The sequence below is a fragment of the Mesorhizobium sp. WSM4310 genome, from assembly GCF_007003935.1.
Lineage (GTDB): Bacteria > Pseudomonadota > Alphaproteobacteria > Rhizobiales > Rhizobiaceae > Mesorhizobium.
Map to the genome: position 1 here is coordinate 71,203 of NZ_VFTA01000027.1, position 17,914 is coordinate 89,116.

The 17,914-nt window shown below is 64.6% G+C and carries 19 protein-coding genes and 1 pseudogene; 12 read left to right on the forward strand and 8 right to left on the reverse strand.

Features of this window, described 5'->3' with window-relative positions:
- Positions 1-321: 321 nt before the first annotated feature.
- Both FJV80_RS25240 and FJV80_RS34670 read left to right on the forward strand, forming a co-directional pair.
- A complete protein-coding gene (locus tag FJV80_RS25240) occupies positions 322-1,545 on the forward strand; it encodes an argininosuccinate synthase (protein WP_095789046.1) in 1,224 nt (407 codons plus the stop codon).
- A gap of 75 nt (positions 1,546-1,620) precedes the next feature.
- Positions 1,621-1,740: pseudogene (locus FJV80_RS34670) on the forward strand (IS110 family transposase); the annotation flags it as partial.
- A 134-nt stretch (positions 1,741-1,874) separates the two neighbouring features.
- On the opposite strand, the gene FJV80_RS25245 reads toward FJV80_RS34670, so the two are convergent.
- Entirely contained in the window at positions 1,875-2,672 is a 798-nt protein-coding gene (locus FJV80_RS25245; protein WP_095774881.1) for a lytic transglycosylase domain-containing protein, read from the reverse strand.
- A gap of 381 nt (positions 2,673-3,053) precedes the next feature.
- Here FJV80_RS25245 and FJV80_RS25250 point away from each other — a divergent pair, with 381 nt between their 5' ends.
- From FJV80_RS25250 to FJV80_RS25275, 6 genes are all read left to right on the forward strand, one after another.
- The gene (locus FJV80_RS25250) at positions 3,054-4,151 is read left to right on the forward strand and encodes a putative zinc-binding metallopeptidase (RefSeq protein WP_142877752.1); all 1,098 of its coding nucleotides are present in this window, start codon (positions 3,054-3,056) and stop codon (positions 4,149-4,151) included.
- Between the two features lie 63 nt (positions 4,152-4,214).
- Positions 4,215-4,820, forward strand: coding sequence for a DUF1236 domain-containing protein (locus FJV80_RS25255; protein ID WP_142877753.1), 606 nt, complete (start codon positions 4,215-4,217; stop codon positions 4,818-4,820).
- Between the two features lie 426 nt (positions 4,821-5,246).
- Positions 5,247-6,848 (forward strand): signal recognition particle protein, encoded by a 1,602-nt coding sequence (gene ffh, locus FJV80_RS25260; protein WP_142877754.1) that lies wholly within the window; start codon positions 5,247-5,249, stop codon positions 6,846-6,848.
- Between the two features lie 8 nt (positions 6,849-6,856).
- The gene (locus tag FJV80_RS25265) at positions 6,857-7,183 is read left to right on the forward strand and encodes a chorismate mutase (RefSeq protein WP_095774841.1); all 327 of its coding nucleotides are present in this window, start codon (positions 6,857-6,859) and stop codon (positions 7,181-7,183) included.
- A 56-nt stretch (positions 7,184-7,239) separates the two neighbouring features.
- On the forward strand, positions 7,240-7,638 hold the full coding sequence (rpsP, locus tag FJV80_RS25270) for a 30S ribosomal protein S16 (protein ID WP_142877755.1): 399 nt from the start codon (positions 7,240-7,242) through the stop codon (positions 7,636-7,638).
- Between the two features lie 89 nt (positions 7,639-7,727).
- Complete coding sequence (locus FJV80_RS25275) at positions 7,728-8,573, forward strand: acyl-CoA thioester hydrolase/BAAT C-terminal domain-containing protein (protein ID WP_142877756.1); 846 nt, start codon at positions 7,728-7,730, stop codon at positions 8,571-8,573.
- Between the two features lie 65 nt (positions 8,574-8,638).
- Here FJV80_RS25275 and FJV80_RS25280 read toward each other — a convergent pair whose 3' ends face one another.
- The 4 genes from FJV80_RS25280 to FJV80_RS34675 all read right to left on the reverse strand — a co-directional run bounded on the left by FJV80_RS25280 (position 8,639) and on the right by FJV80_RS34675 (position 10,412).
- Positions 8,639-8,902, reverse strand: a complete 264-nt coding sequence (locus FJV80_RS25280) for a YMGG-like glycine zipper-containing protein (protein WP_095774843.1) — start codon at positions 8,900-8,902, stop codon at positions 8,639-8,641.
- Between the two features lie 130 nt (positions 8,903-9,032).
- A complete protein-coding gene (locus FJV80_RS25285; protein WP_095788967.1) occupies positions 9,033-9,584 on the reverse strand; it encodes an SRPBCC family protein in 552 nt (183 codons plus the stop codon).
- A gap of 73 nt (positions 9,585-9,657) precedes the next feature.
- Entirely contained in the window at positions 9,658-10,068 is a 411-nt protein-coding gene (locus FJV80_RS25290; protein WP_095788968.1) for a DoxX family protein, read from the reverse strand.
- A gap of 200 nt (positions 10,069-10,268) precedes the next feature.
- Positions 10,269-10,412: a hypothetical protein gene (locus FJV80_RS34675; protein ID WP_179296523.1), complete on the reverse strand. Its 144-nt coding sequence runs from the start codon at positions 10,410-10,412 to the stop codon at positions 10,269-10,271.
- 19 nt (positions 10,413-10,431) lie between these two features.
- Here FJV80_RS34675 and FJV80_RS25295 point away from each other — a divergent pair, with 19 nt between their 5' ends.
- Complete coding sequence (locus FJV80_RS25295; protein WP_142877757.1) at positions 10,432-10,839, forward strand: ACT domain-containing protein; 408 nt, start codon at positions 10,432-10,434, stop codon at positions 10,837-10,839.
- 2 nt (positions 10,840-10,841) lie between these two features.
- On the opposite strand, the gene FJV80_RS25300 is transcribed toward FJV80_RS25295, so the two are convergent.
- On the reverse strand, positions 10,842-11,294 hold the full coding sequence (locus tag FJV80_RS25300; protein WP_142877758.1) for a GNAT family N-acetyltransferase: 453 nt from the start codon (positions 11,292-11,294) through the stop codon (positions 10,842-10,844).
- 168 nt (positions 11,295-11,462) lie between these two features.
- Positions 11,463-12,497: an aspartate-semialdehyde dehydrogenase gene (locus FJV80_RS25305; RefSeq protein WP_142877759.1), complete on the reverse strand. Its 1,035-nt coding sequence runs from the start codon at positions 12,495-12,497 to the stop codon at positions 11,463-11,465.
- 442 nt (positions 12,498-12,939) lie between these two features.
- Here FJV80_RS25305 and FJV80_RS25315 point away from each other — a divergent pair, with 442 nt between their 5' ends.
- Positions 12,940-14,823 (forward strand): DEAD/DEAH box helicase, encoded by a 1,884-nt coding sequence (locus tag FJV80_RS25315; RefSeq protein ID WP_142877760.1) that lies wholly within the window; start codon positions 12,940-12,942, stop codon positions 14,821-14,823.
- Between the two features lie 2 nt (positions 14,824-14,825).
- Here FJV80_RS25315 and FJV80_RS25320 read toward each other — a convergent pair whose 3' ends face one another.
- Complete coding sequence (locus FJV80_RS25320; RefSeq protein ID WP_185975265.1) at positions 14,826-16,247, reverse strand: glycosyltransferase; 1,422 nt, start codon at positions 16,245-16,247, stop codon at positions 14,826-14,828.
- A 142-nt stretch (positions 16,248-16,389) separates the two neighbouring features.
- Between FJV80_RS25320 and FJV80_RS25325 the strand changes: the two genes are divergently transcribed.
- Positions 16,390-17,094, forward strand: a complete 705-nt coding sequence (locus FJV80_RS25325; protein WP_142877762.1) for a DUF805 domain-containing protein — start codon at positions 16,390-16,392, stop codon at positions 17,092-17,094.
- A gap of 70 nt (positions 17,095-17,164) precedes the next feature.
- Positions 17,165-17,818, forward strand: coding sequence for a DUF805 domain-containing protein (locus tag FJV80_RS25330; protein ID WP_142877763.1), 654 nt, complete (start codon positions 17,165-17,167; stop codon positions 17,816-17,818).
- Positions 17,819-17,914 lie beyond the last annotated feature (96 nt).

Sequence of the window (17,914 nt, forward strand, 5' to 3'; positions counted from 1 at the left end):
AATGAGCAGGCAAAAGCCGCTTGGCCACCCGTTGCGTGGCCAGGGCAGTTCCGTGTCGCTGCTTTAGCGGCAGGACGTGAAAACTTGCTTAAATCCGGCGCATAAATGCAGCCCATGATTGTGGCAGGTTGTTTTCCCGGGGGCTTGGTCGCGAACTGAGGACCGCGCCAGCGAAAAGCCTGAGGCGGTTCCATGCCCTCGCCGCGCGCTGGATCAGCAGTCTGGCGCCGCGCCTGCTTGCTCGCTTTGCCGTTCCTGCTAAAAGGCGCTCCGACAATGCGTGACGCCCTTGCCCAGGCGTCTGCCACCGACGGAGCAGAAATGTCCAAGACCAAAGACGTCAAGAAAGTCGTGCTCGCCTATTCCGGCGGCCTCGACACATCCATCATCCTGAAATGGCTGCAGACCGAACTCGGTGCCGAAGTCGTCACCTTCACCGCCGATCTCGGCCAGGGCGGCGAGCTGGAGCCGGCACGCAAGAAGGCCGAGATGATGGGCATCAAGGACATCCGCATCGTCGATGTGCGCGAGGAGTTCGTCGCCGATTTCGTCTTCCCGATGTTCCGCGCCAACACCGTCTACGAAGGCACCTATCTGCTCGGCACCTCGATCGCGCGGCCGCTGATCTCCAAGCACCTCGTCGAGATCGCCAGGGAAACCGGCGCCGATGCGATCGCGCATGGCGCCACCGGCAAGGGCAACGACCAGGTGCGTTTCGAGCTGTCGGCCTATGCGCTGAACCCTGACATCAAGGTCATCGCGCCGTGGCGCGACTGGTCGTTCAAGTCGCGCACCGACCTGATCAACTTCGCCGAGCAGCACCAGATCCCGGTGGCCAAGGACAAAAGGGGCGAGGCGCCGTTCTCGGTCGACGCCAACCTGCTGCACTCCTCTTCCGAAGGCAAGGTGCTGGAAGATCCCTGGAGCGAGCCGCCGGAATTCGTCCACCAGCGCACCGTCTCACCGATGGACGCGCCGGACAAGGTCACCGAGATCGAGATCGAATTCCTGAAGGGCGATCCGATCGCGCTCAACGGCAAGAAGCTGTCGCCGGCGACCATGCTGGCCGCTCTCAACGATCTTGGCCGCGACAATGGCATCGGCCGGCTCGACCTGGTCGAGAACCGCTTCGTCGGCATGAAATCGCGCGGCGTCTACGAGACGCCCGGCGGCGCCATCCTGATCGTGGCCCACCGCGCCATCGAATCGATCACGCTCGACCGCGGCGCCGCGCACCTCAAGGACGAGTTCATGCCGCGCTATGCCGAGCTCATCTACAACGGCTTCTGGTTCTCGCCCGAACGCCTGATGCTGCAGGCGATGATCGATAAGAGCCAGGAAGACGTCGAAGGCACCGTGCGGCTGAAGCTGTACAAGGGCAACGTCATGGTCACCGGCCGCAAGTCGAAGAAGACGCTCTATTCGGACGCGCTGGTCACCTTCGAGGATGACCGCGGAGCCTATGACCAGAAGGATGCCGCCGGCTTCATCCGGCTCAATGCGCTGAGGCTGCGCACGCTGGCCGCGCGCAACCGCAAGGGCTGATATCGACCCGAGATCAGGAGCATGCTCTACATGCCCGCATTGCACGCCGCTGCCGGAAGGGGTGAGTTCGCAACCTTCTACAAACGCCTCATCACCAACGGCAAAAAGCCAATGGTGGCCATCGCTGCCGTCATGCGAAAGATCGTCGTCACCTTAAACGCTAGGCTCAGGGACGCCGCCATTCCTCAGAGTTGATGACGAAGTAGGGGACTTCCACCAACACAAAAGCCCGGCGCATGGCCGGGCTTTTGTCGAACAGAGCACCCTCAGGAAAAGCGTGAAGCGGTTTTCCGTCCGGAATTGCCTCAAAACAAAGAGTTGGACTTCAATCAGTCGCCGTCGATCGCCGTGGCGATGCGCACGATGGCCTGCTGGTAGACGTTGGCGTCGTTCCAGCCGGCAATTGCGCCGACATTGTCCGCCGCGCTCGCGCCCCGCCGCCAGCCATGGGCCTTGAGGAAGTTGGCGGTGGACGCCAGCGCGGTGGCCTTGTCGCGCAGGTTGCCGCTGCCCACGCCATATTTCAGGACATTCCCGGGCAGGAACTGCGTGTGGCCGATCTCGCCATGCGCGGCGCCGACCGACGAGGCGCTCAAGGCGCCGCGATCGACCAGCTTCAGCGCCGCAATGGCATGCGGATGAAAGAATTCCGGGCGGCGGCAATCATAGGCAAGCGTCAAAATGGCCGAGACCGTATTCTGGTTGCCCATGGACGAACCGAAGCCGGTCTCCATGCCCCAGATGGCCAGCAACACACCGGGCGACACGCCGTAATTGCTTTCGATCTGGCTGAAAAGCGCCGCGTTCGCCTTTTTCAGCGAACGGCCCTTGGAAATGATCGCCTCGCCGCCACGGCGCTTCATGAAGGCATCCACCGAGCCGCTGAACGCCTTGTGGATACCGCGATCGACGGAGATTGTCTTTGTCGCGTAAGTGGCGCCAGCCAAAGCGGCCAGACCCTTGGCGCCGACACCTTCGGACTTGGCCTGTGCGGCGAAGCCCGGTTTCCAGGCGTCGAAGCCGGCACCGGTGCTGCCACAGCTCGCCGCCGCCTGTGCGCCCGTCGCCAGCCCAAGCACCGCCACCACCGCGGCCGCTAAAATCCTACCCTTGGCAAGAAATGCCATTTTGTTCTCCTGGTTGCCTGATTCACGTCCCATCAGCGAATTTGCCAGCGAAACGTGCATTTGTCACCGTCCGCGGCACGATGCTGGCGAATGCCGGGGAATTTGCCTACGATCAAGTGATTATTGTGGCGGGGTCGAAATAACCATGGAAGACGTTGATGTCGCATCGGCGGCCGTGCCTGTGCCAGCGCCCGGCATTTCGGTGTGCCTTTCGGCATAGGCGGCGTGATCATCGGCGACGGCGCGGCGGGGCTTGCCACGGCCAGGACCCTGCGTGCCATGGGCCGCATGCGGCGAAACATCATCGACATAGGCGGAACGGCGGCCGGCGCTCGGCGTTGGGCACCTGCCGCCCGCTGGCTCTGAGGTTTTGAGGCCGACATGAAACTGTTCGACTGCCCGCATTGCGGCCATCGTCTCTACTTCGAGAATGCGCAGTGCCTGAATTGCTCCAGCCTCGTGCTCTACGATCCCGAGCATGCCCGCTTCGCCCTGTCGGGCGCCGACGGCATCTTCCAGTGCACCAATGCCGATGAATGCGCCTGCAACTGGATGGCCGAACCGGGACATGGGTTTTGCCGCGCCTGCGGGCTGAACCAGCTGATCCCCGATCTTTCCGTCGACGGCAACCGCCGACGCTGGATCCGGGTCGAGGCGGCCAAGAAGCGCGCCATCTATTCGCTGCTCGCCTTCGGCCTGCCGGTGGCGCCCAAACAGGCGCCTGCGGACGAGGTGGGCCTCGCCTTCGACTTCCTCGCCGATCCGATCGGCGGCGGGCCGGGCGGCGAACGCATCCTGACCGGCCATGACAATGGCCTGATAACGCTCAACGTCGCCGAGGCCGATTCAGCCGAGCGCGAGAAGCGTCGCGTCGAGATGGGTGAGAATTACCGGACGCTGCTCGGCCATTTCCGCCACGAGCTCGGCCACTATTACTGGGATCGCCTGATCCGTGACGATCCGCAAAGGCTGGACGCTTTCCGCACTTTGTTCGGCGACGATCGCGCCGATTACGAACAGGCGCTGAAGACCTACTACGCGAACGGTGCCGCGCCCGACTGGCAGCAAAACCACATCTCGGCCTACGCCACCTCGCATCCCTGGGAGGACTGGGCCGAGACCTGGGCCCACCATCTGCACATCACCGACACGCTGGAGATGGTCCACGCGCTGAACTTCCCGCTCGGCCGGCTGGAGACGGTGGAAGCCAATGACTTGCCGCGAGGCGACACCGGCGGCGAACTGCAGGCGGCCCCTTCGGAACCTGCCAACGCGCCCGAGCCCTTCGAAAAGATCCTTGCCCGCTGGCTGGTGCTGTCGGAAGCCTCCAATTCGATCAACCGCTGCATGGGCCTGCCCGACCTCTATCCCTTCGTCATTTCGGACGTGACGGCGCGAAAACTGGCCTTCGTTCACGAGCTTTTGACCGGCCTGCCGAAAGACGTGGGAACAAATCGTGAGTTGGCGCAGGCGTTTTAGCCGGAACGCATGCGCCGCTGCCCCGTTTTCACCGCCGAGGGACCATGAAAACGGAGTGAAGCCATGAAATCCGTCTTGTTGCCCGCAATCGCCGGGATGATGACCGTGATGTCGGGCGCCGCCTTTGCCGACACCGCCGTCTCGGCCGTCACCGATCTCAACGTGCGCGCCGGGCCCGGTCCGCAATATCCTGTCATCGGCGTGCTCGCCGCCGGCCAGTCCGCGACGCTCAATGGCTGTATCGAAAACAGCAAATGGTGCACCATCGCCGAAGCCGGCGGCCAGGGCTGGGTCTATTCCGACTATGTAACGGCCGATTTCAGCGGCAGCCGGGTGATCCTGACGCAGCGTCCGCACGGCTCCAGCGTGGCAATCGTCTCGCCGCCGGAAGACATCGGCAATTATTCGACCGACTATACCGGGGCGATTGTCGCCGGCCAGCCGGACGAGGACGCCTTTCCTCCGCCTCCGGCCGAGGTCCGCACCTATGTCGACACCCATCGCCTCGACCCCGTCTATCTCGACGGCGAGGTGGTGACCGGCGCGACCCTGCCCGACACGGTCGAGCTGCGCGAGATTCCGGACTACAACTACCGCTATGTCTATGTGAACGGTCAGCCGGCGCTGATCGACCCGCAGACGCGGCGCATCATGTACGTGGTGCGTTGACGGCGGTCGCGGTCGCGGCAACAGGGTGCCTGTATTGGGAAGCGCCACCCTTTGCGACGGGATCCTTCTCCCCGTCACTATACGGGGAGAAGATGCCGGCAGGCAGATGAGGGGCTGCGCCGAGGTTCCGCCAAAAGCGCCGCCTGATTGCGACACAAGCAACAGCGCGACCCGGCCCTTGTCTTGACTCCGCCGCCGATTTCCTGTCTACACGCCTCGAATTCCGCGACGAGTATCCCTCCGAGCAAGCCGACCAGGACGCCGAAGCCTCTTTGAGGTGGTGCTGTAAAGAGATCCTGGAGGCCAACACCCGGCAGCGCAATGCGCCCCCGGGTGCTTTTTGGTTTTGGGCTTTGCTTTTGCTTGGACAGTTGGCGCGAACGCATTACCTCTCGGGTCGAATGAACCGAGATCGAAGGACGCAATATGTTTGAATCGCTGCAGGAGCGTCTTGGCTCCATCCTGAACGGCCTGACCGGCCGCGGCGCGCTTTCCGAGGCTGATGTCTCGGCGGCGCTGCGCGAGGTGCGCCGTGCGCTGCTCGAGGCCGACGTGGCGCTCGAAGTGGTGCGCTCCTTCACCGACAAGGTGCGCGAGAAGGCTGTCGGCGCCGCGGTGCTGAAGTCGATCAAGCCCGGCCAGATGGTGGTCAAGATCGTCCATGACGAGCTGGTCGACATGCTGGGCGCCGAGGGCGTCGCCATCGACCTCAATGCGCCGGCCCCCGTCGTTATCATGATGGTCGGCCTGCAGGGCTCCGGCAAGACGACCACTTCGGCCAAGATCGCCAAGCGGCTGACCGAGCGCCAGAACAAGAAGGTTCTGATGGCCTCGCTCGACACGCGGCGGCCCGCCGCGCAGGAGCAGCTGCGCCAGCTCGGCGAGCAGACCAAGGTCGCGACGCTGCCGATCATTGCTGGCCAGAACCCCGTCGACATCGCCAAGCGCGCCGTGCAGGCCGCCAAGCTCGGTGGCCATGACGTCGTCATCCTCGACACCGCCGGCCGCACCCATATCGACGAGCCGCTGATGGTCGAGATGGCCGACATCAAGAAGGTGTCGAGCCCGCACGAGATCCTGCTGGTCGCCGATTCGCTGACCGGCCAGGACGCCGTCAACCTGGCGAAAAGCTTCGACGAGCGCGTCGGCATCACCGGCCTGGTGTTGACCCGCATGGACGGCGATGGCCGCGGCGGTGCCGCGCTTTCGATGCGCGCCGTCACCGGCAAGCCGATCAAGCTGATCGGCACCGGCGAAAAGATGGACGGGCTGGAGGAGTTCCACCCCAAGCGCATCGCCGACCGCATCCTCGGCATGGGCGATATCGTCTCGCTGGTCGAGAAGGCCGCCGAGAACATCGACGCCGAGCAAGCGGCGGCGATGGCCAAGAAGATGCAGTCGGGCAAGTTCGACCTGAACGACCTCGCCCAGCAGCTTCAGCAGATGTCGAAAATGGGTGGCATGGGCGGCATCATGGGCATGATGCCCGGCATGGGCAAGATGAAGGACCAGATGGCCGCCGCCGGCCTCGACGACAGGATGTTCGGCCGCCAGCTCGCCATCATCTCCTCGATGACCAAGGCCGAGCGCGCCAATCCCGATATTCTCAAACACTCGCGCAAGAAGCGCATCGCCGCCGGCTCCGGCACCGACGCCGCCGAGATCAACAAGCTGTTGAAGATGCATCGCGGCATGGCCGACATGATGAAGGCGATGGGCGGCAAGGGCAAAGGCGGCGGCCTGATGCGCGGCATGATGGGCGGCCTTGCCTCCAAGATGGGGCTTGGTGGTTTGGGGGGCGGCATGATGCCCGGCGGCATGGGCGGCATGCCCGATCTCTCCAAGATGGACCCCAAGCAGCTCGAAGCCCTGCAGAAGCAGGCGCAGGCCGCCGGCCTCGGCGGCATGAAGGGCATGCCCGGCGGACTTCCTGGCGGCAGCCTGCCAGGCCTGCCCGGCGGCATGAAACTTCCGGGGCTTCCCGGCCTCGGCGGAGGCGGACTGCCGGGCCTTGGCAAGAAGAAGTGAGAATACGGATGAACGAAGAAAAGGACATGGCCGACGCCCGCACCATCCTGGCCGGCTATCGCGCATCGATCGACAACATCGACGCCGCCCTCATCCACATGCTGGCCGAGCGCTTCCGCTGCACCAAGGCGGTCGGCGTGCTGAAGGCCGAGCATGGCCTGCCGCCGGCCGACCCGGCGCGCGAGCAGCAGCAGATCGCCCGTCTGCGCCAGCTGGCCAACGACGCGCATCTCGATCCCGATTTCGCGGAGAAATTCCTCAACTTCGTCGTCCGCGAAGTGATCCGCCACCACGAACAGATCGCCGCTGCCAACGGCGTGACGAAAACCGGCTGAAAACAAAGATTTAGCCGAACCATATCAACGAAATCAGAGCTTTTAGGAGATAAGAAATGGCACTGAAGATCAGACTGGCCCGTGCGGGCTCGAAGAAGCGTCCTTACTACCACGTCGTCGTCGCCGACGCCCGTTCGCCGCGTGACGGCCGGTTCATCGAGTCGCTCGGCTCGTGGAACCCGCTGCTGCCGAAGGACGGCGAGCGCGTCAAGGTCGACGCCGACCGCGTCAAGCACTGGCTGTCGCACGGCGCCCAGCCGACCGACCGCGTGCTGCGCTTCCTCGACGAGGCCGGCCTTGCCAAGCGCGACGCCCGCTCCAACCCGAAGAAGGCCGAGCCGGGCAAGAAGGCGCAGGAACGCGCCGCTTTGCTGAAGAAGGCGCAGGAAGACGCTGCCGCCGCCGTTGCGGCCGCTGCCGCGCCGGCCGAGGCGGAAGCCGCCACCGCCGAATAAGATCGCTTCATCGCATCGACAAAACGGCGGGCCGGTGCCCGCCGTTTTGCTATTGTGCGCCCGTGCCATGGCGGTATCGGATGGAACGGATGGGCGAACGGCCAGTCACGGAAGAAATCCTGTCCGGCCGCGTTGCCGGAACGCTGCTGCGATGCGCCGACGCCACGACGGGCGTCGTGGTGCTGAGCGGATCCAGCGGCCGTGTCGACGTCGCCCGCGCACGGCTGTTTGCCGGCGAGGGCGCATCCGCTCTAGCTCTGCAGTGGTTCGGCGGCGAAGGCCAGGTCCCCGGCATATGTGAAATCCCTCTGGAGATTTTTTTCGCCGCGACCGACCATTTTGTCGGGCTGGGCTGCCGGCGCATCGTCTATGTCGGCACGTCCAAAGGCGCCGAGGCGGCCTTGCTTGCGGCGGCGCACGACCCGCGCATCGACGCCGTGGCCGCGATCAGCCCGACATCGGTGATGTGGGGCAATATCGGGCCGGGCCGCGACGGCACCAGCTGGCCCGAGCGATCGTCATGGACGCTGAAGGGGGTGCCGCTCCCGTTCGTTCCGACCGAGCCGAACTGGCGCGCGAGCCATGTCGATGGCCTTGTGTCCTACAGGGGGCTATTCGAGCATTGCCTGGCAAGCTTCAAGCAGGAGGCCGACAAGGCCGCCATTCCCGTCGAGGCTATCTCGGCGCAGCTTGTGCTGGTCGCGGGCAGCGACGACGCGCTGTGGCCCTCGCTCGACTTTGCCCGATCGATTGTTCGGCGTCGAGAAGATGCCGGAAAGGCCACCCGCCTCGTCTCAAACCCCGATGCCGGCCACCGCATTCTCTTGCCGGGTGAAACCACCCCACGGTCCGCATTGCACGCCCATGGCGGCAATGATCAGGCCGATGCGCGTCTCGGCCGCGACGCCTGGAAATTGATCCGGGACCTGTTGTAGGCATTTTCAGACGAAAACGGCGAGCCTGCGCCCGCCGTTTTGCTGTCTTCAGTGCTGCCCGCCGCTCAATAGCCGCTTGGGCAGCGGTCGACATAGACACGGCCATTGCGGTCGCGGTAGCGGCACTGGCCACTTTCGCTGGCGTGGCCGATCAGGGCACCCGCCACGGCGCCAACCGCGCCTCCGACGACAGCGCCCTGGACCGGATCCCCAGCCACGGCCGCGCCGACCGCGGCGCCACCAAGGCCGCCTACAGCAGCGCCTTTTTCCGTCTGCGAACACGCGCCCAACGCCATCGTCAGCACCAGAATGGTAATCGCCTTCTTCATTATGAAATCCTCTCTCTCACGCGGATCGCCGTCCTCGCCGCCATTTCGTTAACTCGCGTGCGGCTGATTTGATCCCTGGGAGAGTGACGATTGGCCGGCTTAGCGTCGACGACGGTTTCGGCACTTGCGATCAAGATTTTGAAATTGTTAGTCTTTGTTGCTCCGTTGTCTGCTTCAGTTTGGCCAGGCCGGCCTCGAAATCCTTGCCGATCAGCTTGTCGAAGTCCATGAATAGGGCCATCAGCTTGGCGATGAACGGTCTTGCGCCGCGCATCGCCCAGGTGACGGTTGTGGCGTCGCCCGATGGCCTAAGCGAAAAATCGACGCTGTTGTTGGCCCGGAACGGCCTCTCGAAATCGAGCTTCAGCGAGATCAGCGAGGACGGCACCGAATTGACGATCTCCATGCGCCCCTTGCCGGCCTTGCCATTGCCTTCCCAGGCATAGACGGCGCCCTTGCCGCTTTGCGCGCCCGAGACCGTGCGCTTCATGTTGGGGTCGAGCTTTTCGTAGGGCGACCATGTCGGCCAGCGGCTGAGATCGTTGATCAGCGGGAAGATCGCCTCCGGCGCAGCCTTGATGGTGGCCGTGCGGGTGGTGACGAAATCATTGGGCCGTGTCGCGGCGTAGATGAGGACGGCGGCGATGAAGACGACCAGGATGATGAGGATGGTGCTGAACATTTTTCTCTCCTCAAAGCAATTTCAGGAAAAGTGTGAAGCGGTTTCCCTCCGGAATTGCGTCAGAACAATGAGACTATCGGCTGAACGGGATCAGTGCGCGCACCTTGGGGTCGCGCAGATAGAGACCGCCCCACAGGATGATGCCGAGATAGACGCCAAACAGTGTGTGGGAGAACAGCGGGCTATCGATGCGCAGCTTTGTAGCGATGGCGCCGCCCATATAGGCGGTGAGCAGGATGGCGCCGAGCACCGAAGTGCGCGGCCAGGCGTAGAGCGCCGTCGAGACCAGGCCGATGACGCCGAGCAGGCGCGCGACATTGGCGTCGGCCGGCCAGCCGAGCGGCACCATGGTCTGGGTGACGATGTCGAGCGGCGGCAGCTTGATGGCGCCGTCGAAGACCATGAACAGGATGATGAGGCCGCTGAGCACGCGGCCGGTCCACAAGGCGCCGGACGAGGCAGGCGCGGTTTCGGAAATGCTCATCGGTGTTCCTCCCTGATGGTTCGAACCCCTTTCGCCGGGGTCGAACCAAGGACGCGGCATGAGGCGGCGATCCGACACGGTCGGATTCTTTTTGGCGCCGGTGCAACGAAGGCCTTCCGTCGCGATCCTCTGTCCCGCCAACTAATCGCGGTTCTGTACTGCTGCGAAAAATAGAACTTTCCGCCGGCATGGACGGCCTTTCACGGGCCGGCGTCGGCCCTGAGCTGCTCTATTGTGCGATGCGACAGATCCGCAAGCCCGGCCGCCAGCGACATCGCCATGTCGTGCGCGGTGCGGACTATCAGCATGTGCCGGTTGCGGATATTGAGAAGCCTGTTGCCCATCCCAGTTCAGGCGAGAGAAATGACCGGCGAGACCGATCTGAAGACATTGTTGGCGTCGATGACGCCGGAATTGCTCGACGGCATCCATGTCTTCGCCACGCTGGCGCCTGGAGTTGCCCAGCCGAAGAACCTCGACCCGGTGATGCTGTTTCGCGAGCGAGAGGGCACGACGCTGATCATGACCGAGGACGCGGCAAAGGCAGCCGGACTGGTCGCTTCGTTCCGCTGCCGGATGATCACGCTGAACATCCACTCATCGCTGGAAGCCGTCGGCTTCCTCGCCGCCATCACCACACGGCTCGCCGCCGCCGGCATGGGCGTCAATCCGGTCTCGGCGTTCTACCATGATCACCTGTTCGTGCCGGCGGAGCGGGCGGAGGAGGCGCTGGGGCTGCTTCATGAGCTGGCCAAGGACAGTGCCGGCTGAAATCAACGCCCGCGTACATACAGAATATCCGGCAGGCCTTCTTCGTTGGTGGTGCCGTCGCCCAACGCTTCCGCGCGGAACCCATGGCGCTCATAGAAGCGCCGGGCGCCGGTGTTGGCCTGGAAGCAATGGAGTTTCGTAACCGGCAAAGCAGCGGTCGCGTCGATCAGCAGCCGGCTGCCTATGCCTTGTCCCGTCCAGGCCGGGTCGAGGTAGAGCTGCTCCACCCAATCGCCGTTGACGGCAATGAAGCCGGCAATCTCGCTGCCGGCTTCGGCGACCGTCACCTGCTGCCGTGGCAGCACGATGTCGCGGAGGAAGGCGAGGTCCTCGGCCGGCGTATGGATGACCGGCATCCAGTCGAAAGCGTTGAGCGACGCTCGCATAAGCCGGGCAATGGCAGCGGCATCTGAGCCGGTGGCCGGGCGCAGCGTGACAGGCCGAGCACCGTTCATAGAGTAAGCTCAATCCGAGGGGCAGGTGCGGGCTTTCCCTTCTCCCCGTGTGGGAGAAGGAAAAGGTGCCCTAAGCCCGCGACCGCGGGCCGCCGGTCGTCCGGCGCGCCCGCGCAGGGCCAGCCGCGGCAGCGGCGATACGGCCCGTGAGCGAGAAAAGAACCGCCGTCAGGCCGCCTTCTTCTTCGGCTGGATCAGGCCGCGTTCGACGAGGAGCTCGGCGATCTGCACCGCGTTGAGCGCCGCGCCCTTGCGCAGATTGTCGGAGACGACCCACATCGACAGGCCGTTGTCGACGGTGGAATCCTCGCGGATGCGCGAGATGAAGGTGGCGTCCTCGCCGGCCGATTCCAGCGGCGTGATGTAGCCGCCGTCCTCGCGCTTGTCCAAGACCTGGCAGCCCGGCGCGTCGCGCAGGATGTCGCGTGCCTCGTCGGCGGTGATCGGCTTCTCGAACTCGATGTTGACCGCTTCCGAATGGCCGATGAACACCGGCACGCGCACGCAGGTCGCCGTCAGCTTGATCTTGGGGTCGAGCATCTTCTTGGTCTCGGCGACCATCTTCCACTCTTCCTTGGTGAAGCCGTCGTCGAGGAAGACGTCGATATGCGGAATGACGTTGAAGGCGATGCGCTTGGTGAACTTCTTGACGTCGACCTGGTCGGCGACGAACACCGCACGGGTCTGGGTGAAAAGCTCGTCCATGCCTTCCTTGCCGGCGCCCGACACCGACTGGTAGGTGGCGACGACGACGCGCTTGATGGTGGCGAAATCATGCAGCGGCTTCAGTGCCACGACCAGCTGCGCGGTCGAGCAGTTCGGGTTGGCGATGATGTTCTTGCGCGTGAACAGCGAGATCGCGTCCGGGTTCACTTCCGGCACGATCAGCGGCACGCCCTGGTCGTAGCGGAAGGCCGACGAATTATCGATGACGACGCAGCCCTGCTTGCCGATCTTCGGCGACCATTCCTTGGAGACATTGCCGCCGGCCGACATGACGCAGATGTCGGTGTCGGAAAAATCATACTGGTCGAGCGCCTTGACCTTCAGCGTGCGGTCGCCGAACGACACTTCCGTGCCCTGGCTGCGCCGCGACGCCAGCGCCACCACTTCGCTTACCGGAAAGCCGCGCTCTTCCAGTATGTTGAGCATTTCCCGGCCCACATTGCCCGTGGCGCCGACGACTGCAACCTTGAAACTCATAAAGATCTCCTGTCCCTCTCCGCTTGGTTTTTGGAGAAAACCCGCCGGCCAATGCGGGTTCCGTCCCCCGGGCCGGACCCGGGAGAGGGTGGTTAGGCCAAGGGAATCACAACGTTTTGGTGGTGGTTTTCTTGGCCGTGGTTTTGCTGGAACGAGGGGACGCGCCGACGCGCCCGGCCCAATGGTTCGCATTGCGGCTGGGGGCATCGAATGCAAGAAGAGCCATCAAAAGGCCGCGCATCGAAAAACGATCCCGTTCGAAGCGGGCTTTTACGCGGTTTGCGGCAGGAGTCAATGCGCGGCGCGGCGCATGGCCTTCATGGCGCGCCCTGTACAAGAGCGGCGGCAGGAAGTACGAACGGCCAAGATTGTTGGGCTGGCGCGGCGCCGGCCCCGATGTGCTCCATGATGAGCGCAGAACCCTGAATTCCGAAAGAGCGAGATGTCCAACTTTGAAGGTATCGTCCCGGCGCTGGCACAGGCGCTGGAAAAACGCGGCTATTCCGAACTGACGCCGGTGCAGAAGGCGGTGCTGGAACTCGGCCAGGCCGATGCGCTGGTGTCGGCGCAGACCGGCTCCGGCAAGACCGTGGCCTTCGGCCTTGCCATGGCGCCGACGCTTCTCGACGGCGCCGAGCGTTTTGGCCCGGCCACGGCGCCGCTGGCCTTGGCGGTGGCGCCGACGCGCGAGCTTGCGCTGCAGGTGACGCGTGAACTCGAATGGCTTTACGAGCCGACCGGCGCCACGGTGGCGTCCTGCGTCGGTGGCATGGACATGCGTACCGAGCGGCGCGCGCTGGAGCGTGGCGCCCATATCGTCGTCGGCACGCCCGGCCGCCTGCGCGACCACATCACGCGCAACTCGCTCGACATGTCGGCGCTGAAGGCGGTGGTGCTCGACGAGGCCGACGAGATGCTCGATCTCGGTTTTCGCGAGGACCTCGAATTCATCCTCGATGCCGCGCCGGCCGAACGCCGAACGCTGATGTTCTCGGCCACCGTGCCACGCTCCATCGCCACGCTGGCGCAAGGCTATCAGCGCGATGCCGTGCGCATCTCCGCTGCCGGCGAGGAAAAGCAGCATCTCGACATCGAATACCGGGCGCTCAACGTCGCCCAGGCCGACCGCGAGAACGCCATCATCAACGTGCTGCGTTTCTACGAGGCCAAGAACGCGCTGGTGTTCTGCAACACGCGCGCCGCCGTCAATCACCTGACCGCACGTTTCAACAACCGCAATTTTTCCGTCGTCGCCCTTTCGGGCGAGCTCAGCCAGAACGAGCGCAGCCACGCGCTGCAGGCGATGCGCGACGGCCGCGCAAAAGTCTGCATCGCCACCGACGTCGCGGCGCGCGGCATCGACTTGCCCAACCTCGAACTGGTCATCCACGCCGACCTGCCGACCAATCCCGAAACGCTGCTGCACCGCAGCGGCCGCACCGGCCGCGCCGGGCGCAAGGGCGTCAGCGCACTGATCGTGCCGGGCAGCGCCCGCAGGCGCACCGAGCGGCTGTTGCAGAACGCCGGCCTCAAGGCGACCTGGGCGAGCCCGCCCTCCGCCGACGATGTGATGCGCCGCGACGACGAGCGCATCCTCGCCGATCCGGCCTTCGACGAGCCGGTGAGGGACGATGAGCGCGCTTTCATCGACGCGCTTCTCGCCAAGCATGGCCCCGAACAGGTGGCGGCCGCCTTCGTGCGCCAGTGCCGCGCCAGCCGCTCGGCGCCCGAGGATCTCATGGACGTCGCGCCGTTCACCCCTTCGCGTGAAAGACTGGCGCGCGAAAGACCGGGCGGCGAAAATTTCGCCCAGCGCGACGAGGCGCCGAGCCGCCGTGACGATTTCGGCGCCAGCGTCTGGTTCTCGCTGTCGGTCGGACGGAGGCAGAATGCCGAGCCGCGCTGGCTGATCCCGATGCTGTGCCGCACCGGCAGCATCTCGAAGCGCGAGATCGGCGCCATCAAGATGCAGCCGGAAGAAACCTTCGTGCAGATCGCCGCGGACTGGGCCGACCGTTTTCTCGCCGCCATCGGGCCCGACCGCAAACTGCAGGGCAATATCGTGGTCAAGCGGCTCGACGGCACGCCGGACCTGTCGCGGGCCGGCTATCAGCCGCCCAGCCCCGACAAGAAGCCGCATCGCGGCAAGGCGCCATTCGACCCGAACGCGCCGAAGCGCAAATTCGAGAAGCGCGCACCGGCCTCGGTCGACCAGCGCCCGGCAGCCGCGCATGAGGCAAAGCCGTGGGCGAAAAAGCCGGGCAAGCCGAAGTTCGACAATGCCGGCCCGCCGAAGCACAAGAAGCCGAAGAAGCGGCCTTCGTAACCCTACGAACGCCGGGACGCGCTCTCTTTCAGGCCGGCCTTGATGGCCGACCAGCTGGCGGCCGCCGGCGTCGGCCGATGGTTTTGGGCGATGCGCTCCGCCAATGAGGAACGCCAGGCATGATCCTCAGCCATCCTGCGGATGGCGGCGTACCAGCCGGCCTGGTCTTCGGAATCGATCGCCGGCATCAGCCCGCCGCTCGCTTCGATCAGCGACGGCGCCGTCGACACGATGACCGGAACGCCGAAATCGAGACATTCCGAGGCGCCGTAGCCCCAGCCCTCTATATGCGAGGGAAAAACGCCGAACGTGGCGCTGCGATAATAGCCGATGAGCTGCTCGTCGCTGACCAGTCCGGTGAAGGTGACCGACTGGAGCAGTTCGGGATACACCTTGAGAAAAGCACGTAGCGGTTCGATCATCCAGCCCCAGCGCCCGGCGCAGACAAGCCTTGGCAGCTTGACGCCATCTTCCCGCGCCTGCTGCCAGATCCGCGCCAGCAATATGTGGTTCTTGCGCACTTCGATGGTCGAGCAATAGAACACGAACGGCTCGCCGGCCTCGATGCGCGAGGTCGCGCCGATGCGCGATGCCGTCTCGTGCAGGATGGAAGGCATCGGAAACCGGTACACCTCCGGCGCGCCGATGCCGGCCTTGCGCATATATTCGGTCAGCGTCGCGCCGACCTCGTCGGAGGCGCAGAATGCCGGCGCACCGGCGCGCACGAGCTGCTCGAGATCGGGGCCGAAACGGCGCTCGCCGGCGCTCAAGCCGATCAGGTCGGGGCGCAATGCCGGGATGATGTCGTGACACAGGAAGGCAACCTTGCCAGCGCCGCCCGAAGCGGCGAACCGGTCTTCCTGGGTCAGGATGTGATGGCTGATCAGCACAAGGGCGGGCTCCGTCTCGGCCGGCCGGGCCGGGGCCTCTCGCAAGCCAAGGCGGATCCGCGCCCGCTGGTACACGCGATAGGCGCGGATCAACAGCCGCGTCGCCTGCCAGGCGATCCCCATGCCGCCATTGGTCACCGTCCTGGCCAGATGGCGGTCCGCGTCACGCTTGTCCCAGGGCTGTTGCCGCACCGCCTCGAAAGCCCGCGACAGCGCCGCGCGTCTCCCCGGCCACCGCTTGACACGATGCGGTGAAATCTCGCCGGCCGCGACGTGGTCCTGTTCGAAAGGCGCAAGCGGCCGGAACCGGCCTTCGCCTGGCCTGAACGCCACCACCTCCACGTCGGGGTCGGGATCCGCCAATGCCGCATTGACGAGAAAGCTCTCCACCCGTGGAATGCCCGCCAGGCCCTTGCCGGGCGGCCAGAACATCAGGCCGGTCGCATCGATGGCCAGTGCAGGGGCAAGCCTCGCCGGCCTTGCGGCCTGCCCTTCCTCGGTCCCGGCGCTGGCATCGGAATGCTCGACTGTCATGGTCTGCTTCGGTGAAGACGGCTGCACGTCAAGCCTTATGCTCGATTTGCCGCTAATATGGTAGCCATGCCGCACGGTCTTGCCCGTGGGCTCGGCCCCGTGCCACATCTTGGCGGGGACGCGGCGACAAGGGGGGTGGGTGATGCGTGGCGAAGTGCTTCACTATGACGAGGACCAGGGTTTCGGCTTCATCACCGGAGCCGACGGCAACCGCTACACATTCACCCGCGAGAACCTTCGCCGGCAAACCGCGATGCCCAAGGGCACGGCGGTCGAGTTCCAGCCGGGCGGCGGCCAGGCGCGTGACGTCTTCTCGATCGCCACCCAGGCCGCAAACCCGGCCGCCGGCATAAACCCCGCACCGGCTCAGGCCAATCCCATACCCGCGGCCGTCGCAGCGCCGGCGCAGCATTTCGGCCGAACGGCCGAGCCGGCAGAGCCCACCGATCTCTGGTCCTATTTCTGGAGCGGTGTGACCCGGAACTACTTCAATTTCGCCGGCCGCGCCCGGCGCAAGGAATATTGGGGCTATTGCCTGTTCTGGACGATCGCGTTGCTGGTGGTCGTCGGCATCGGCGTTTTCACCGATGCCGAGATAGGCAATTTCGACAACGCCGAGCTGCCGGCGATGACAGTGGGGCTTTTCGGCATGTTCCTGCTGGCCACATTCCTGCCCAGCCTCGGCATGATCGTGCGCCGCCTGCACGACCTCGGCCTGACCGGCTGGCTCTGCCTGCTCATCCTGATCCCGACCTTCGGCAGCCTGATCATTCTCGTCTTCGCATTGATCCCGACACAGGGGCGCGAAAACCAGTGGGGGCCAGTGCCGGCGGGGATCAGAGTTTAGCGTGGCGTGCATATTGCACTTGTGAACAACCCTGGGTAGCATGCTGGCGAGGCGATGCAGGGGGAAAGCAATGCGCGGTACGGTGTTTCACTACGACGCGGATCAAGACTACGGTTACATCGACGGCGCTGACGGCAAGCGCTATTTTTTCACACGGACGGATCTGAGCCGGGAGATAGCCCTCGTCAGAGGCAGTCTTGTCGAATTCCAGCCGGACGACGGAACAGCGCGCAACATCGTCGCCGTGAGTTCGCCCGCACCCTCGGCGACCCCTGGCCAGCCTGGTCTTGCCCCTGAAACCCGGCCCACTCGTTCCACAGGACTGTGGGCATGCTTCCTGTGCACGGTCTGTGTGGATTTTTTCAATTTCAACGGACGCGCCCGTCGCAAGGAATATTGGGCCTTCTGGCTGTGCTCGACCGTCCTGGTGTTTGCCCTGCTGGGTTTCGGGATACTCGTGGATCTTGCCATCAACGGTTTCCGCGACGGTTCGAGCAGGAACGCGATCGGATTCCTGCCCTTCTTTATTTTCGCGTTGGCCGTCAACCTGCCCTGGATCGCGCTTGCCGTGCGACGTCTTCACGACTTCGGCCGGAGCGGCTGGTTTGTCTTGCTCTGCTTCATCCCAGCCATCGGTGGCATAGCCTTGCTGGTCTTCGGGCTTGTGCCATCCCAGGCGGGCAAGAACGCCTGGGGGCCGGTGCCCGCAGGGGTCAGAGTTTAACAGCCAGTTTCCCGAGAAATGGAGTGCGCCCCTCGGAGCGGACAGGATCAAGCGGCAGTTTTGACCATCTTCCGGGCGTGTTGGTCTTCGAACTGT

Excerpts from the sequence above, each read along its gene's own strand:
- FJV80_RS25240 (WP_095789046.1), top strand. The coding sequence starts at position 322 with ATGTCCAAGACCAAAGACGTCAAGAAAGTCGTGCTCGCCTATTCCGGC.
- FJV80_RS25245 (WP_095774881.1), bottom strand. The coding sequence starts at position 2,672 with ATGGCATTTCTTGCCAAGGGTAGGATTTTAGCGGCCGCGGTGGTGGCG.
- FJV80_RS25250 (WP_142877752.1), top strand. The coding sequence starts at position 3,054 with ATGAAACTGTTCGACTGCCCGCATTGCGGCCATCGTCTCTACTTCGAG.
- FJV80_RS25255 (WP_142877753.1), top strand. The coding sequence starts at position 4,215 with ATGAAATCCGTCTTGTTGCCCGCAATCGCCGGGATGATGACCGTGATG.
- ffh (WP_142877754.1), top strand. The coding sequence starts at position 5,247 with ATGTTTGAATCGCTGCAGGAGCGTCTTGGCTCCATCCTGAACGGCCTG.
- FJV80_RS25265 (WP_095774841.1), top strand. The coding sequence starts at position 6,857 with ATGAACGAAGAAAAGGACATGGCCGACGCCCGCACCATCCTGGCCGGC.
- rpsP (WP_142877755.1), top strand. The coding sequence starts at position 7,240 with ATGGCACTGAAGATCAGACTGGCCCGTGCGGGCTCGAAGAAGCGTCCT.
- FJV80_RS25275 (WP_142877756.1), top strand. The coding sequence starts at position 7,728 with ATGGGCGAACGGCCAGTCACGGAAGAAATCCTGTCCGGCCGCGTTGCC.
- FJV80_RS25280 (WP_095774843.1), bottom strand. The coding sequence starts at position 8,902 with ATGAAGAAGGCGATTACCATTCTGGTGCTGACGATGGCGTTGGGCGCG.
- FJV80_RS25285 (WP_095788967.1), bottom strand. The coding sequence starts at position 9,584 with ATGTTCAGCACCATCCTCATCATCCTGGTCGTCTTCATCGCCGCCGTC.
- FJV80_RS25290 (WP_095788968.1), bottom strand. The coding sequence starts at position 10,068 with ATGAGCATTTCCGAAACCGCGCCTGCCTCGTCCGGCGCCTTGTGGACC.
- FJV80_RS34675 (WP_179296523.1), bottom strand. The coding sequence starts at position 10,412 with ATGGGCAACAGGCTTCTCAATATCCGCAACCGGCACATGCTGATAGTC.
- FJV80_RS25295 (WP_142877757.1), top strand. The coding sequence starts at position 10,432 with ATGACCGGCGAGACCGATCTGAAGACATTGTTGGCGTCGATGACGCCG.
- FJV80_RS25300 (WP_142877758.1), bottom strand. The coding sequence starts at position 11,294 with ATGAACGGTGCTCGGCCTGTCACGCTGCGCCCGGCCACCGGCTCAGAT.
- FJV80_RS25305 (WP_142877759.1), bottom strand. The coding sequence starts at position 12,497 with ATGAGTTTCAAGGTTGCAGTCGTCGGCGCCACGGGCAATGTGGGCCGG.
- FJV80_RS25315 (WP_142877760.1), top strand. The coding sequence starts at position 12,940 with ATGTCCAACTTTGAAGGTATCGTCCCGGCGCTGGCACAGGCGCTGGAA.
- FJV80_RS25320 (WP_185975265.1), bottom strand. The coding sequence starts at position 16,247 with ATGACAGTCGAGCATTCCGATGCCAGCGCCGGGACCGAGGAAGGGCAG.
- FJV80_RS25325 (WP_142877762.1), top strand. The coding sequence starts at position 16,390 with ATGCGTGGCGAAGTGCTTCACTATGACGAGGACCAGGGTTTCGGCTTC.
- FJV80_RS25330 (WP_142877763.1), top strand. The coding sequence starts at position 17,165 with ATGCGCGGTACGGTGTTTCACTACGACGCGGATCAAGACTACGGTTAC.